This window comes from Amycolatopsis sp. WGS_07, from assembly GCF_045278895.1.
Classification (GTDB): Bacteria; Actinomycetota; Actinomycetes; order Mycobacteriales; family Pseudonocardiaceae; genus Amycolatopsis.
Genome location: NZ_CP136053.1, coordinates 6,912,513 through 6,928,298, shown reverse-complemented (window position 1 = coordinate 6,928,298; position 15,786 = coordinate 6,912,513). Strand labels below are relative to the sequence as shown.

The following is a 15,786-nucleotide window of genomic DNA, read 5'->3' as shown; positions in this document are numbered from 1 at the left end:
GTCAGGACAGCGAGACCGCGAGCACGTCCTGCCAGCGGTCCCGCAGTTCGCGCCGTGCGTCCTCGGGCAGCCGAGGCTCGAAGACCTCGCCTTTGCCCTGGTGCGCAACGGCTTCGGCCAGCGACGGCCACACGCCCAGCCGGACGCCCGCGAGATACGCGGCGCCCCTCAGGCTGGCGGTCGCCGAATCGGCCACTCGTTCGATCTCGACACCCGCGAAATCGGCCTGGCTCTGCAGCAGCACGTCGCTGGCGGCCAGCCCGCCGCCGGCGCGCAGCCGGGTCACCGGCCGGTTCATCGTCGTCCGCAGCGCGTCGACCGTGTCGCTCACCGCGTGCGCGATCCCGTCAAGCACCGCGCGCGCCACCACGTCGCGAGTGGTGGCCAGGCTCAGCCCGGTCAGCAGCCCGCGGGCACCGGGCCGCTGCACCGGCGTGCGCAGCCCGGCCAGGGTCGGCACGAACCAGGTCGACGTGCTCCTCGGCTGGGCCGCGGCCAGTTCGCTGATCTCGGCGGCGGAACGGAACAGCCCGAGATCCTCGGTGAGCCACCGCAGGGCGGACCCCGTGGTCGAGGTGTAGGCCTCCAGGCTGAACCGGCTGTGTCCCGCGCTGCGCCACCCGACCAGGCAGAGCACGCCGTCCACCTTGCCGAGCCCGTCCGGCGGTTCGTCCCCGGCCAGCGCGCCGACGAACGTGCCGGTGCCGTGCACGCAGGTGCCCTGGCCCGGGGTCAGCGCGCCGAGCGCGATCAACGACGCGTGCTGGTCGCCCATCACCGCGGCGATCGGCACCTCGATGCCGAGCAGTTTCGGGTCGGTGTACCCGAAATCGCCGTCGTCGTCGACCGGTGGCGGGGCCAGCGAGGCCGGGAAACCCAGTGCTGCCAGCCATTCCTGGTCCCACTCGTGCTCGCGCAGCCGGTAGCCGCCGAACGCGACGGCGTTGGTCGCCGACATGACGTAACGCGTGCGGCCGCTGAGATGCCACACGAGCCAGGTGTCCACCGAGCCGAACAGCACGCGGTCTGCGGGCACGTCGAGCTGGTCGAGCTGCCGCGCGGCCCACAGGAACGGCGCGCGGGTGCCGACCGGACGGCCAGTTCTCGCCCACAGCACCGGATCCCATTCCGGGGCGAGCTTCGCCAGCTCGTCCGCGTACCGGGTGTCCTGCCAGACCACGGCCGGGGCCAGCGGCCGCCCGGTCTCGCGGTCCCACAGGATCGCGGTGGCCCGCTGCGTGCACACCGACATCCCGACGATCTCGACGCCGTTCTCCCCCGCCCACGCGATCGCCTGGCGGGCGACGTCGACGGTGCGCTCCAGCAGCTGCGCCGCGTCCTGCTCCACTCGCGACGGTTCCGGATGGACGACGTCGACCGCGGTGTAGAACGACGGCCCGCAGACCCCGTCCTCGCCGACCACGGCCGCCCGGGTGCCGGTCGAACCCTCGTCGACGGCCAGGATTCCGCGCCGCGTCATGCCGTCCTCCCCGGCAGCGAGATCTCCTCGTCGTCCGGGTCGACGCCGCTGCGGGTCGGGTCCCAGCGCACGATCAGGCAGGACACCAGGCCGAGCGCCGGCACCACCGCGAGCAGCGCGATCGTCGGGCCGAGGCCCATCGCCTCCTTGATCTGCGGGAACACGTACAGCCCGACGACGCTGCCGAAGCTCCCGAGCATGCCGGTCACGCCGGTGCCGAGGGTGCGCACGTCACTGCGGTAGGACAGCGCCGCGATCGACTTGCCGTTCGCGCCCGGGCCCGCCGAATGGAAGAAGATGAACAGGAACGGCAGCAGGAACCCGATCGCGATCGGCAGCTTCCCGAAGCCGAGCCCCATCACCAGCAGGATGGCGAACGCGAACGCGTAGCCGATCGCCGAGCTGACCCGCAGCCCGATCTTCCGGCCGAAGTACGCCGACAGCGCGCCGCCGACGATCCCGGCGACGTTGAAGATCATCGACCCGAGCGTGGCCGTTTCGAACTTGTCGCCGAAGATCGCGAGGCTGATCACCGGGAGGTACCAGCCGACCGCGAAGTACTGCATCGCCTGGGTCAGCGAGATCGCCGTGGACAGGAACGTGCGCGGCAGGTAGGGCTTGCGGAACAGCACGCCCGCCTGCCGGAACCCGACCTTGCGCTCCTCGGCCGCTTCGCCGCTCGGCGTGCCCGGCGTCACCTGGAAACCGTAAATCCGGCGGAGGCTGCGCGCCGCTTCGGGCAGCCGTCCCTTCGACGCGAGCCACGACGGGCTTTCGGCGAGGAACGCGATCTGCAGCACCAGCAGCGCGAGCGCGAAGACCCCGGCCGAGCCGACCGACCAGCGCCAGATCTCCACGGACACGCCGGCTTTGTAGAACACCAGCGTCAGCGCGAGGTTGACCGTGGTGGCCACGTACCAGACCGACTGCCACAGGTTCAGCCGTCCGCGCAGCTTCGCCGGCGTGTACTCGGCGAGCAGCGCCATCGCCACCGCGAAGTCGATGCCGTAGGCGACGCCGACCAGCCCGCGCCCGGCCCAGACCGCCTCGAAGCTGCCGCCGGTGGCGGTGAGGACCGCGCCGAGCCCGGCGATCGCCTTGGCCGCGATCAGCGGCTTGACCCGGCCGATCCGCGCGGCCAGCCAGCCGCCCGCCGGGTTGAACAGGATCGCGACCGCGGGCGCGGTCGCGGTGAGCAGGCCGACCTGTCCCGCACTGAGCCCCAGCTCCTTGGTCATCGGCGCGAGGCCGGCGCCGAGCGCGGCGTTCGAGTAGGCGTCCAGGAACAGTCCGCCCAGCACCAGGTACCACAGCAGGTTCGCCTTGCGCGGCAACTTCGACAACGTGTTGATCAGCGCGCTGACCTGCGAAACGTTCGCGATCGATCGCGGCGTTGCGACCGTGGGTGAACTCATGGACCGCCAACTTTCTGCGCTGGCTGTCAGCGATCCCGGCAATGAAAAACAGACACGACGAAGACCGCTGACAGTGGCTCTTCGTCTGTGCCTGTCTGTGAACGCAACATTAAGCGGCGTCCTCGCGGGCGTCAAGCCACCCGCGAGGACGCGTCCGTCAGAGCACCTTCTGCAGGAACGCCTGGGCGCGCGGATTCGCGTTCCCGTCCGAGAAGAACTCCGCCGGCGGCAGGTCCGCGGCGATCTTCCCGCCGTCCACGAACACCACCCGATCGGCGACCTTGCGCGCAAACCCCATCTCATGGGTCACCACGAGCATCGTCATCCCGTCCTTGGCCAGCTCGGACATGATATCGAGAACGTCCTGCACGACCTCCGGATCCAGCGCCGAAGTCGGCTCGTCGAACAGCATCAGCTTCGGGTCCATCGCCGCCGCCCGGACGATCGCGACGCGCTGCTTCTGCCCGCCCGAGAGCCGGTTCGGGTACGCGCCGGCGCGTTCGAGCATGCCGACGCGCTCCAGCAGGGCGCGCGCCTTCGCCTCGGCCTCTTCCTTGGTCCGCTTGAGCACGTTCATCTGCGGCAGCACGACATTGCGCAGCACCGTCATGTTCGGGAACAGGTTGAAGTGCTGGAACACCATGCCCATCCGGGACCGCAGTCGGTCGAGGTCGACGCCGCGGCCGGTCAGTTCCTCGCCGTCGAACGAGACGCTGCCCGACGTCGGAGTCTCCAGCAGGTTGAGGCAGCGCAGAAAGGTCGACTTCCCGCCGCCGCTGGGCCCGATCACCGCGACCACCTGGCCGGGCTCGATCGCGAAGTCGATCCCGTCGAGCACCTTCACGTCGCCGTAGGACTTCGTCAGGCCGTGGACTTCCAACAGTGCCATCAGATGTACACCGCCATCTTCTTCTCGAGGGTGCGCGTCGTGACGCTGATCAGGTTGGTGAGCAGGTAGTAGAGCAGGCCGATGAACAGGTACACGGTCAGCGCGTCGAAGGTGCGGGAGATGATGGTCTGCCCCACCAGGAACAGCTCGTGAATGGTCACGAAGGACACCAGCGCGGAGTTCTTCGTCAGCGACACGAATTCGTTGCCCAGCGGCGGAAGCATCCGGAGGAACGCCTGCGGGATGATCACGTGCCGCATCGCCGACACCTGCGACATGCCGCACGACCGCGCCGCTTCCAGCTGTCCGCGGTCGATGGACTGCACCGCGCCGCGGAAGATCTCGGTCACGTACGAGCCGCTGTAGAGGCCGAGCGAGATGATGCCCGCGGTCATCGGCGGCAGCTGCAGGCCGAGCTGCGGGAGTCCGAAGTAGATGAAGAACAGCTGCACCACGAACGGCGTCCCGCGGATCACCGACACGTAGACGTTGCCGATCCACCTGATCGGCGCGATCTTGCTGAGCTTCGCGAACCCGCCGAGCGTGCCCAGCAGCAGGCTCAGCGCCAGCGCCAGCAGGATCACCTGGAGGCTGACCAGCAGGCCCTGCCACAGCTGTCCCGACGAATCGACGATGGTGGAGAAGTTGAACAGCGAGTGCCCGCCGGATTTGGCCGCGGTGCTTTCCGCGCCGAACCACTTTTCGGTGGCCTGCTTGTACGAACCGTCGTCGTGCATCTGCTTGAGCGCGGTGTTGAACGCGGTCCGCAGCTCGGTGTCGGGCTTCTGGAAGGCGTAGCCGTAGTTCTCCTCGGTCAGCCGGTCGCCGACCTGTTTGAGGCCGCCCTGCTGCGCGATAAAGTACTTCCCGGCTGGTGCCCCGGTTACGACCGCGTCGGCCTGGCCCAGCTTGACCGACGAGAACATCTGCTCGTTGGTCTGCGCGGTGATCAGCTGCGCGGCGGGCTGGTGCTGGGTGAGCCAGTCGACGGACTTGGTGCCCACCTGGACCGCGACCCGCTTGCCGGCCAGGTCCTTGAGCGAGGCGACGGAGTTGTCCTTGTCGGAGACGAAAACCGCGAGGCCGCCCGGGTAGTAGATGTCCGAGAAGTCGACGGCTTTCTGCCGCGCCGGGCTGATGTAGATGGCCGACGCGCCGACGTCGATCTGGTTCGCCTGCAGCGCCGGGACGATGTTGCCGAACGGCATCTGGACGAAGTCGACCTTCTTGATGCCCGCGCGCTCGGCGAGCGCCCGGACGAGGTCGATGTCGAAGCCGAGCTGGCCGCCCTTGGCGTCGGTGAACTCGAACGGCGGGAACGTCGCGTCGGTGCCGACCCGGAGCGCGGTCTGCCCGGACCGCAACGCGGCGAGCTTCCCGCCCTGCGGTTCGGCCGCGCTCGCCGCGCTCACGGGCAGGAACGCAAGCAGGCAGGCCAGCAGCACGGCGCCGAGCCGCGGCCAAATTCGCTGAGGGGGCATGGTCAGTGTCCTTCCGGGACCGGACGGCCGGTCGCGAGCGTGTGCGCGAGGCGGGCCGCGATCCGGGCTGTGCGGTTGTCGACGTCGAAGACGGGGTTCAGTTCGGTGATGTCGGCCATGGCGAGCTTCGGGTCGCTCGCGGCCAGCCGGCACACCTCGAGGACGACGCCGGCGGGTACGCCGAGCGTCGAAGGAGCGCTGACCCCGGGCGCCTGCGCGGCGGGGAGCACGTCGAGATCGATCGACAGGTACAGCGCGTCGACGTCCGCGATGAAGCCCCGGACGAAGTCGAGAACTTGGTCGAGATGGCGTTCCTGGCAGTCGAGGTCCAGGAGGTGGCGGACGTTGAGTTCTACCGCTGTCTCGAACAAAGCGGTGGTGTTGCCGGGTTCGCTGATGCCGACCACGGCGTAGGCGAATTCCGCGCCGCGCTCGGCTTCCCGGGCGGCGATCTGCCAGAACGGGGTGCCCGAGGACGCGCGGTCCGCCGTCCGCAGGTCGAAATGCGCGTCGAGGTTGAGCACGCCGAGGCGCCGGCCGTCCAGCAGCCCGCTCCGGGCGAGCCCGAGGTAGGAGCCGTACGCCGTCTCGTGCCCGCCGCCGAGCACGATCGGGAGGTGCCCGTCGCTGAGCTGCTTCGCGACCAGCTCGCCGAGGTTCTCCTGCCCCGCTTCCAGCGCGTCACCTTCGACGACGACGTCCCCCGCGTCTCTGATGACGAACTCGGGCTGGATCGCGAACGACGCCAGCGCCTGCCGGATCGCGTCCGGCCCGGCCTGCGCCCCCGGACGTCCGCCGTTGCGCCGGACCCCGGCGTCGCTGGCGAACCCGATCAGCGAAACGCCTGGGCCGCTGGAGAATTCGTTGACGGCGTGGTGCCATCGGCGATGTTCCGGACCGCGGCCGTCGTCGCGTCCGGTCCACTTGGCTGTGCTCACACGTGCTCCTGCAATCTGCTGATGTCCTGCGCGGCGGCGTGGGTGAGCGTGACGAGGGAATCGCGGCGCGGACGCACGCGGAAATCCGGGGCCATCGTGCTCACCGTGCCGACGAGATTCCGGTGCCGGTCCAGCACCGGGACGCTCACACCCCACACCCCCGGATCGACCTGGCCGACGCTTTCGGCGAACCCCTGGTCCCGCACGCGGCGCAGCTCGCTCTCCAGCTTCCCGACCTGCTCCCCGCTCAGCCCGTGTGCCTCGGCGGTAGCCGCGACCCGGTCTTCCGGCAGGTACGCCAGCAACGCCTGCGCGCTCGCGCCGAAGACGAGCGGTTTGCTCAGCCCCGGCGAGAAACTGCACCGGATGACCCGGGTCCCCTCGGCCGCCTCGACGCACAGGACGTCGTTGTCCCGGGCGATGAGGAAGGCGGCGAGTTCGTCGGTGTCCGCCGCGAGCTGCCGCAACCGCCGCTTGACGCCGCCCTGGCCAAGCACCTCGCGGCGGTAGTTTTCGGCCATCTGCACCGTCAGCGAGCCCGCGCAGTACCGGCCGCGGGTGCGCGCCTGGTGCACCAGCCCGATCTCGACGAACGTCGTGAGGTACCGGTACACGGCGCTGGAGGGAATGCCCGTGCCGACGGAGATCTCCTCCGCCGTGGCGCTCTCCCGCTCGGCGAACACCGCCAGGATCCGCGCCGCCCTCGTCCCGGCTCTCCGGTTCGCGTCCGCGCTTGTCATGGCGGGCACGCTACGTCCCGTTCGGACGGCTGCCCAGCGCGTTTTCCCAGTTAATGGGAAGTTTATTCCCGGTGATTGGCTGTGTGCGGAGCGAAGCGATCAGGTGCTCGCCGGACAGCCCGCAGCACCGGCCGGGGCGAGGTCAGCAGGTCCGTGAAGGACTCCTTGAGGGACTCTGATTCCCCTATGGAGTCCTTCACGGACGGCACTCGCCCCGGGCCAGAGCCAACCATCCACATAGGACGCGAATCGCGGCGAAATGCCCGGTTCACGCCTATATGACCGTTCCTGCGGGTCCGTGAGGGCAAACCCGGCCCCGCTACTCGCGCTGGTCGTACGGGACCGCGCTGGCCTCGTCGACCCGGGCCGACCCGCCTCGACCGCGCCCATGAGGCCGCCTCGAGTCCCTGGCCCGGATTCCCTCAAGGAGTCCTTCACGGACCTCGCCACCGATCCACCGCACGCCAAGCCCGCCCGCGCGGAAACTCCCGCGACACCGGGCAAACCGGTCCGGAATACTCCTCCCGTGTTCCTGACAGTCACCACGACCCACCGCCCCGCGTCCGACTTGGGATTCCTGTTGCACAAGCACCCAGGCCGGGTGCAGTCGTTCGCTCTCTCCGCCGGGCAGGCGCACGTCTTCTACCCGGAGGCGTCCGACGAGCAGTGCACGGCCGCGCTGCTGATGGAGGTCGACCCAGTCGCGCTGGTGCGCGGCAAGACGGGCGCCGGTGACGGGTTCACGCTGGGCCAGTACGTGAACGACCGGCCCTACGCCGCGTCGAGCCTGCTGTCGGTGGCGTTGAAGGAGGTCTTCCGGACCGCGCTCACCGGACGGTGCAAGGCGCGTCCGGAACTGGCGGCCAGCCCGATTCCGCTGGAGATCCGCGTGCCCGCCTGTCCGGGCGGGGCCGACCTGGTCCGGCGGTTGTTCGAGCCGCTCGGCTGGGCGGTCGAGGCGACGGCGCTCCCGCTGGATCCGCAGTTCCCGCAGTGGGGCGAATCGCGGTACTCCGACCTGCGGCTCACCGGCGAACTCCGGCTTGCCGACGCCCTCAACCACCTCTACGTCCTCCTGCCGGTCCTGGACAACGCCAAGCACTACTGGGTCAGCGAGGACGAGATCGACAAGCTGATCCGGGCCGGCGGCAACTGGCTCGCCGCGCATCCGGACAAGGAGCTGATCACCCGCCGGTACCTCGCGCACCGCCGGACGCTGACCGCCGCCGCGCTGACCCGGCTGGCCGAAGTGGACGACGCGGAGCCCGAGGAGATCGACAACGCGCTCGCCGCGCCCGTCGTCCTCGACGAGCCGGACCGTCCGGTGCCGCTGGCCCAGCAGCGGCGCGGCACGATCATGGCCGTGCTCCGCTCGCTGGACGCGCACACGGTCGGCGACTTCGGCTGCGGCGAGGGCGCGCTGGTGCGCGATCTGCTGGCCGAGCGGTCCGTCGAGCGGATCGTGGCGACCGACGTGTCCGCGCACGCGCTGCAGGTCGCGGCGCGGAAGCTGCGGCTGGAGCGGATGTCCGAAAGGGAGCGGGCCAGGCTGGAGCTGTTCCAGTCCTCGCTCACCTATCGCGACGACCGGCTCGCGGGCCTCGACGCGGCGGTGCTGATGGAGGTCGTCGAGCACGTCGATCCGCCGCGGCTGGAGGCGCTGGAGCGCACCGTGTTCCGGTTCGCCGCACCGCGCGCGGTCGTCGTGACCACGCCCAACCGCGAGTACAACGTGCGGTTCGAGTCGCTGCCCGCGGGCAAGCTGCGGCACCGGGACCACCGTTTCGAGTGGACTCGCGCCGAGTTCCGCGCGTGGACGGACCGGGTCGCGAGCAGCTACGGCTACGCGGTCCGGATGCTGCCGGTCGGCGCGGACGATCCCGAGGTAGGCCCGGCCACGCAGCTGGCCCTGTTCACGAAAGGCGGCGAAGCATGAGCGAGCTGGAAATCCCTGACCTGTGCCTCGTCGTGCTGGTCGGCGCGAGCGGATCGGGAAAATCGACGTTCGGCCGGACGCATTTCAAGGCGACCGAGGTGATTTCGTCGGACTTCTGCCGCGGGCTGGTGTCCGACGACGAGAACGACCAGTCGGCGACCCCGGACGCTTTCGACGTCCTGAACTACATCGTGGGCAAGCGCCTGGCCGCGGGACGGCTGACCGTCGTCGACGCGACCAACGTGCAGCCCGACGCGCGCAAACCGCTGGTCGCGCTCGCCAGGGAGCACGACGTGCTGCCGGTGGCGATCGTGCTGGACATGCCGGAATCCCTCTGCGCCGCCCGCAACGAAGACCGGGCGGACCGGAATTTCGGCGCGCAGGTGATCCGGCGGCAGCGAGACCAGCTGCGGCGCGGGTTGCGGAGCCTGCAGAAGGAAGGCTTCCGGACGGTGCATGTGCTGCGCACCCCGGAAGAAGCCGCCGAAGCGACGATCACGCGTGTCCCGCTGTACAACGACTTGCGGCACGAGACCGGGCCGTTCGACATCGTCGGCGACATCCACGGCTGCCGCGCCGAACTCGAAGCGCTGCTCACCCAACTCGGCTACGTCCTCGAACGCGACGACCAAGGCCGGGCCATCGGGGCGCAGCATCCGGAACGGCGGGCGGTCTTCGTCGGCGACCTCGTCGACCGCGGTCCGGACACCCCCGGCGTGCTGCGGCTCGTCATGGGCATGGTGCGCACGGGGAATGCCTTCTGTGTCACCGGAAACCACGAGCACAAGCTCCTGCGCGCGCTGCGCGGCCGGAATGTGCAAGTCACCCACGGACTCGCCGAGTCGCTGGAGCAGCTCGCCGCTGAACCGGCTGAATTCCGTGCCGCGGCGCAGGAGTTCATGGACGGCCTGATCAGCCATTACGTCCTGGACGGCGGACGGCTGGTCGTCGCGCACGCGGGGATCACCGAACGCTTCCAGGGCCGGGCCTCCGGGCGCGTGCGGAGCTTCTGCATGTACGGGCAGAGCACCGGCGAGACCGACGAATTCGGCCTGCCGGTGCGGTATCCGTGGGCCAACGAGTACCGGGGCCGCGCCATGGTCGTGTACGGCCACACCCCGGTGCCCTCGCCGGAATGGGTGAACAACACCCTGTGCCTGGACACCGGATGCGTGTTCGGCGGGACGCTCACCGCGTTGCGGTATCCGGAAAAGGAGATCGTCTCCGTCCCGGCGGCCGAGGTCTACTACGAGCCGGCCAAGCCGTTCCCCGCCAACCCGGACGCCGCTGAGCCGGTCGCGCAGCGCGACCCGGGCGTCCTCGACGTCACCGACGTGCTGGGCCGCCGGGTGCTCGAAACCGCTTACCAGAAGCGGATCGGTGTCCGCGAGGAGAACGCTGCCGCCGCGCTGGAGGTGATGTCGCGGTTCGCGATCGACCCGCGCTGGCTGGTCTACCTGCCGCCGACCATGTCCCCGGTGGCCACCGCCACCGCGGAGGGGTTGCTGGAACACCCGGACCAGGCGTTCGACTACTTCCGCGCGGAGGGCGTGGATTCCGTGGTGTGCGAGGAAAAGCACATGGGTTCGCGCGCGGTCGCGCTCGTGTGCCGCTCGCTCGACGCGGCCCGCGCCCGCTTCGGCGCACCCGGCGACGCGCTCGGTGCCGTGTGGACGCGGACTGGACGGCCCTTCTTCGGCGAAACGCTCACCGCAGAAGTGGTCGACCGCATCCGTGCGGCGGCGGAGAAAGCCGGCCTGTTCGACGAACTCGGCTCGGACTGGCTGCTGCTCGACGGTGAACTGCTGCCGTGGAGCGTGAAGGCGGAGCAGTTGCTGCGCGACCAGTACGCGGCGGTCGGCACCGCAGCGCGGTCCGCTCTTCCCGCTGCGGCAACGGCGTTGGCCGCCGCGCACGAGTCCGGGCTCGACGTGTCCGCCTTGCTGGAGCGCACGCGTTCCCGCGCAGACAACGCGGACGCGTTCGCTGAGGCCTACCGGCGCTATTGCTGGCCGACCGATGGCCTAGACGGCGTCCGCTTCGCGCCCTTCCAGGTGCTGGCGTCGGCTGGCCACGCCCACCACAAGCAACCGCACGACTGGCACCTGTCGCTGGCCGACCGGCTCGTGGAAAGCAGCGACGGTTTCCTCGCCCCGACCGGCCGGCTGCCGGTCCACACCACGGATCCCGTCTCGGTCGCGGCGGCAGTCGAGTGGTGGACCGAACTCACCGCGCGCGGCGGCGAGGGCATGGTGGTGAAACCGGCCGCCAACCTGGTCCGCGGCTCGCGCGGGCTCGTGCAGCCGGGCCTGAAAGTCCGGGGCCGCGAGTACCTGCGGATCATCTACGGCCCCGACTACACGGAGGAGCATCACCTGTCCCGCCTGCGGCAACGAGGCCTCGGCCACAAGCGCTCGCTCGCGCTGCGCGAGTACAGCCTCGGCCTGGAAGCCCTGGACCGGCTCGCCCGCGACGAGCCGATGTGGCGCGTGCACGAGTGCGTTTTCGCAGTGCTGGCACTGGAATCCGAGCCGGTGGACCCTCGCTTGTAGACAGTCGAATCAAGCCGAACCTGCTCGACCACCTCACCCGCGAGGTGGTCGAGCAGGCAGGTACACGAGTGCTCGCACCGGAATCCGAACCAGTCGACACTCCCTTGTAGACAGTCAGGTCAAGCCGTGCAAGGAGAACGCTGCTCCAACGACGGACTCACGTCCGGACGCCGACCCTCCTGACCAGGCACCGGCGTCACCGTCGGAGCCTGCAAGTCCTGCTGCGCCCGACGCGCCGCCCGGGTGTCGCGATAGCCGATCGCCTCAACCTCGAACCGCTCGACCACCTCACCCCCTACGAGCCAACGCGGTGAATGCGTCTTCCCAGCGCCAGCGCCAGCGCCCGCACCGGAATCCGAACCAGCCGCCCCTCGCCGCTAAACCCTCGAATCAAGCCGTGTAAGGAGAACGCTGCTCCAACGACGGACTCACGTCCGGACGCCGACCCTCCTGACCAGGCACCGGCGTCACCGTCGGAGCCTGCAAGTCCTGCTGCGCCCGACGCGCCGCCCGGGTGTCGCGGTGGGCGATCGCGTCGGCCACGTCCTGTTCGCCGCGGATGCGGGCCAGTGCGCCGAGCGTCGCGGCGTGGGCCAGTGCCAGGATCAGCAGCAGCACGCCCAGCCTGCCGACGACGCCGGGCAGGTCGCTGCCGCCGATGTCGACGGTCGAGATCAGGGCCAGGATGCCCAGTGTCCCGAGGTGGAAGAGCACAGTGACCAGCCGCGTCATCGAGGCACCCGCCCCCGGGTCTCCGTAGGCGTCCGCGAGGTAGCGGCGGCCGCTGCGGTAGATGATCTGGCCGTCCACCAGGACCAGCGCAATCCCGATCGCCAGGAACGAGAGGTACGCGTTGGTGCTCATGCCGGATGCTCCTTTCGCTGCCGTGCTTGGCGATCGGGTACCCGGCCTGGCTCGCGGGAAACGGCGCTCCGGCGGCGATGATTGGCGCCGCGCCGCCTCGGGTAACCCGGCACGCATGGTTCAGCGCAGTGCAGACAGAGGGAGTGTGCTGACCGCGGCGGCGCCCGTGGTCGAACTGCGCCTGCCCGCGAACGGAAATCTCCTGTTCCTGGCCAGGCTCGTGGCCGAAGACCTCGCCGTCTCGGCGGAATGCACGCTCGACGAGGCCGCGGATCTCCGGCTCGCGGTGGAAGAGGCGGTCGCGGCGTTGTCGGTCCGAGCGGACGACGGCGCGGTGCTGCATTGCTCGTTCCGCTGCGGCGGCACGATTACCGTCACCGTGTCGACGACGTCGTCGGTCGCTTTCCCGCCCGGACCGGACGAGATCGGGTGGCACATCCTGCGCGCGCTGACCGATTCGCTCGCCGCCTGGACCGAACCCGCGCCCGGCGAGGACGGCTGGCGGCTGTGCGTCGAATTCGCCAAGGAGCCGCTGCACCAGGAGCCCAGGACAGGAGGATCATGACCACCTCCGCTCGATCCCACACCGACGGCTACGAGCACTGCGCCGGGTGGTTCGACGAGCTGAGCGCCCTGCCCGGAGCCGGCGAGCGCCGGGACCGCTTGCGCCGTAAGCTGATCGAGGAGCATCTCCCGCTGGCCGAGCACATCGCGCAGCGGTTCGGCGGGCGTGGCGAACCCCGCGACGATCTCGTCCAGGTGGCCCGGCTCGGCCTGGTCAAGGCGGTGGACCGGTTCGACCCCGAACGCGGCGCGGACTTCCTGTCCTTCGCCGTGCCGACGGTCATGGGCGAGGTCCGCCGCTACTTCCGCGACGCGGGCTGGTCGGTCCGCGTCCCGCGGCAGCTGAAGGACCGGCACCTGGCCGTGAGCCGGGCCGCCGCCGCGCTGTCGCAACGGCTCGGCCGCTCCCCGACCGCACGCGAACTCGCCGAGCACGTGGACCTCGACCTGGACGAGGTGACCGAAACCCTCGTCGCCGGGCACGCGTACCAGACCAATTCCCTCGACTGGACCCTGCTCGACGAACCCGACGCCGGCACGCTGGGCGACACGCTCGGCGAGGACGACGTCGAATTCGAACGGGCCGAGATCCACGAAGCCCTGAAACCCATGCTGCGCGAACTGCCCGCCCGCGAGCGGTCCATCATCGCGATGCGGTTCTTCGGGAACATGACGCAGTCGAAGATCGCCGAGCGGATCGGGCTGTCCCAGATGCACGTGTCCCGGCTGCTCGCGCAGACGCTGGAAAAACTGCGCGGCATGCTGGAGGAGGAACCGGAGTAACCGATGCGCCGAGCCGACGAACTGCTGGCCGAACACGGCACGACCTACGCCGAGGAAGCCGGGATCAAGCTGGCCGACAAACCGCAGCCGCTGTACCGGTTGCTGGTCCTCGCCACCTTGCTGTCGACGCGGATCAGCGCCGACATCGCCGTCAACGCCGCGCGCGAACTGTCGCGCTCCGGCTGGCGTTCCCCGGCCGCGATGCGGGATTCGACGTGGCAGCAACGGGTTGACGCACTCGGCCGCGCCCACTACGTCCGCTACGACGAAAGCACCTCGCACTACCTAGGCGAAGCCGCCGACTTCATCCGCGACCGCTACCGCGACGACCTGCGCCGGATGGCCGACACCGCCGACGGCGATCCCCAACGGCTGGAGAAACTGCTCACCGAGTTCCCTCGCATCGGCCCGACCGGCGCGCAGATCTTCTGCCGTGAAGCCCAAGCCGTCTGGACGTGGCTGCGCCCGTACTTCGACCGAAAAGCCCTGGACGGCGCGAAAAAAGCCGGTCTCCCCGCCAACCTGGACCGCTTGGCCGAGCTAGTCCCCGGCAACGACCTGGCCCGGCTGGCCGCCGCCCTGGTCCGGCGGGGCCTGCAACGCTAACCGGGATGCTCCTCGACGCCCTCGCGCACGATCGCGACCGGGCACGGCGCGTGATACGCCATCGCATGACTCACCGACCCGAGAAACGCACCCCGCAACGCACCGCGCCCGTGCCCGCCGACCACCAGCAGCGTCGCCGCCTCCGCCTGGTCCAGCAGCACCTCGGCCACCCGCCCGAGCGCGACCTCCCGGCGCACCACCACGTCCGGATGCAACTCACCGAGCCCGGTCAGCGCCTCGGCAAGCACCCGCTCCCCCTGGTCGCACGGATCCGGCTGCCCCTCGCCACCGGACCGGGCCGGCCCGAAAACGTCCTCCGGCGGATCCGACCACACGTGCACCGCATGCAGGACACAATCGTGCCGATCAGCGAAATCGTACGCATACCGCACCGCCGCGACACTCGCCGCCGACCCGTCCACCCCCACGACAACCCGCCGCTGCCCCTCGACCGCCGCCCGGACCACGACAACCGGCCGCGCACTCGTATGCACCACCTGCGCGGCGGTCGACCCGAGCAGCAACCGGGCCACCCCGCTCCGCCCGGACGCACCGACCACGATCAACTCGGCCTGCCGCCCGATGTCCGCCAGCTCCCAGCTGGCCCGCCCGAGCCGCACCCGAGTACGCACCGAAAGCCCAGGCCGCTTCCGCCCGATCGCGGCCGCCGTCTCGGCCAGCTCCTGCTCCGCGTAGTCCACAAAGGACTGATCAGCAACAATTTCCCCGGCCACCGGCGTGATGACACCAGGCACGAAGTCCACGTTAGGCAACGGCAATGTCATCGTCCGCACGACGACCAAGCACGTCCCGAGCGCCTCCGCCTCGGCGGCCGCCCAGTCCACCGCCAGCCGAGCCCCGTCGGACCCGTCGTCCCCGACCACAACCCCCGGCTCGGCCCGGTTCGCTTCATCCACCGCTGGCCTCCCTTCGCCAAGGGCGTTTGCCGCGGAATACCCGATCGCCCCTAAAGGCAATCCCCCCTTCACCGCGGCTCAGGCGGCACCGGCGGCTCAGGCGGCGGCAAGGGCCCAGGCCCAGGCCGCGGCGGCGGCGCAGGCTCCGGCGGAAACGGCGGCACCGGCTCCGGCGGCTCCGGAACAGGCTCCGGCCCAGGCGGCACAGGATGCACCATGACAGCCTCCTTCCTCAGCCCGCACTTCCTCCCACCCGACTACCCACCACACCCCAAACACACACCCGACAGACACCAACGCACCCACGAACAAGACACTCAACCGCCACCCGCGCACCCACGACCGAGACACCCAACCGCCGCCGGTGCACCCACGACCGAGACACCCAGCCCGCCGCCCCCGCGCACGCACGCTCCGCGGACAAGACCACTAACGAGACACCCAACCGCCACCTATGCACCCAACCAGCGAGGCACCCAGCCCCTCCCCCGCACCCCGATACGAAGCCTCCCTGCGGTCGGTGGGTGCTTGTCAAGGCATCTTTCCCGCCTTGACAAGCACCCACCGACCGTCAGCACAATCAAGCTTCGGGGTGCCCCACGCAGCAAAGAACCGCAATGT

At 70.0% G+C, this 15,786-nt stretch carries 13 protein-coding genes; 5 read left to right on the top strand and 8 right to left on the bottom strand.

Going from position 1 to position 15,786, the window contains the following annotated elements:
* Position 1: 1 nt before the first annotated feature.
* The 6 genes from RPX00_RS32560 to RPX00_RS32535 all read right to left on the bottom strand — a co-directional run bounded on the left by RPX00_RS32560 (position 2) and on the right by RPX00_RS32535 (position 6,943).
* On the bottom strand, positions 2–1,480 hold the full coding sequence (locus tag RPX00_RS32560) for an FGGY family carbohydrate kinase (protein ID WP_406631126.1): 1,479 nt from the start codon (positions 1,478–1,480) through the stop codon (positions 2–4).
* Complete coding sequence (locus RPX00_RS32555) at positions 1,477–2,895, bottom strand: MFS transporter (protein ID WP_406631124.1); 1,419 nt, start codon at positions 2,893–2,895, stop codon at positions 1,477–1,479. Before RPX00_RS32555 ends, RPX00_RS32560 begins: the two co-directional genes overlap by 4 nt.
* Positions 2,896–3,052: 157 nt before the next feature.
* Complete coding sequence (locus RPX00_RS32550) at positions 3,053–3,784, bottom strand: amino acid ABC transporter ATP-binding protein (protein WP_406631122.1); 732 nt, start codon at positions 3,782–3,784, stop codon at positions 3,053–3,055.
* On the bottom strand, positions 3,784–5,265 hold the full coding sequence (locus RPX00_RS32545; protein WP_406631120.1) for an ABC transporter substrate-binding protein/permease: 1,482 nt from the start codon (positions 5,263–5,265) through the stop codon (positions 3,784–3,786). Before RPX00_RS32545 ends, RPX00_RS32550 begins: the two co-directional genes overlap by 1 nt.
* A 2-nt stretch (positions 5,266–5,267) precedes the next feature.
* Positions 5,268–6,203 (bottom strand): formimidoylglutamase, encoded by a 936-nt coding sequence (hutG, locus tag RPX00_RS32540; RefSeq protein WP_406631118.1) that lies wholly within the window; start codon positions 6,201–6,203, stop codon positions 5,268–5,270.
* The gene (locus RPX00_RS32535) at positions 6,200–6,943 is read right to left on the bottom strand and encodes an IclR family transcriptional regulator (RefSeq protein ID WP_406631117.1); all 744 of its coding nucleotides are present in this window, start codon (positions 6,941–6,943) and stop codon (positions 6,200–6,202) included. The genes hutG and RPX00_RS32535 overlap by 4 nt, the downstream gene beginning before the upstream one ends.
* Before the next feature lie 526 nt (positions 6,944–7,469).
* On the opposite strand from RPX00_RS32535, the gene RPX00_RS32530 reads away from it, so the two are divergent.
* Both RPX00_RS32530 and RPX00_RS32525 read left to right on the top strand, forming a co-directional pair.
* Positions 7,470–8,879: a 3' terminal RNA ribose 2'-O-methyltransferase Hen1 gene (locus RPX00_RS32530; RefSeq protein WP_406631115.1), complete on the top strand. Its 1,410-nt coding sequence runs from the start codon at positions 7,470–7,472 to the stop codon at positions 8,877–8,879.
* Complete coding sequence (locus RPX00_RS32525; protein WP_406631113.1) at positions 8,876–11,431, top strand: polynucleotide kinase-phosphatase; 2,556 nt, start codon at positions 8,876–8,878, stop codon at positions 11,429–11,431. The genes RPX00_RS32530 and RPX00_RS32525 overlap by 4 nt, the downstream gene beginning before the upstream one ends.
* A 390-nt stretch (positions 11,432–11,821) precedes the next feature.
* On the opposite strand, the gene RPX00_RS32520 is transcribed toward RPX00_RS32525, so the two are convergent.
* Positions 11,822–12,295, bottom strand: coding sequence for a hypothetical protein (locus RPX00_RS32520; protein WP_406631111.1), 474 nt, complete (start codon positions 12,293–12,295; stop codon positions 11,822–11,824).
* A gap of 145 nt (positions 12,296–12,440) precedes the next feature.
* Here RPX00_RS32520 and RPX00_RS32515 point away from each other — a divergent pair, with 145 nt between their 5' ends.
* The 3 genes from RPX00_RS32515 to RPX00_RS32505 are packed head-to-tail and all read left to right on the top strand — an operon-like array spanning position 12,441 to position 14,248.
* Complete coding sequence (locus RPX00_RS32515) at positions 12,441–12,860, top strand: hypothetical protein (RefSeq protein ID WP_406631109.1); 420 nt, start codon at positions 12,441–12,443, stop codon at positions 12,858–12,860.
* Positions 12,857–13,642 carry a SigB/SigF/SigG family RNA polymerase sigma factor gene (locus RPX00_RS32510; RefSeq protein ID WP_406631107.1) on the top strand — a complete coding sequence of 262 codons (786 nt, stop codon included), beginning with the start codon at positions 12,857–12,859 and terminating at the stop codon, positions 13,640–13,642. Before RPX00_RS32515 ends, RPX00_RS32510 begins: the two co-directional genes overlap by 4 nt.
* Positions 13,643–13,645: 3 nt before the next feature.
* Positions 13,646–14,248, top strand: a complete 603-nt coding sequence (locus tag RPX00_RS32505; RefSeq protein WP_406631105.1) for an endonuclease — start codon at positions 13,646–13,648, stop codon at positions 14,246–14,248.
* Here the strand turns inward: RPX00_RS32505 and RPX00_RS32500 are convergent.
* On the bottom strand, positions 14,245–15,165 hold the full coding sequence (locus RPX00_RS32500; protein ID WP_406631103.1) for a universal stress protein: 921 nt from the start codon (positions 15,163–15,165) through the stop codon (positions 14,245–14,247). The two genes, RPX00_RS32505 and RPX00_RS32500, sit on opposite strands and share 4 nt — an antisense overlap.
* Positions 15,166–15,786: the final 621 nt, after the last annotated feature.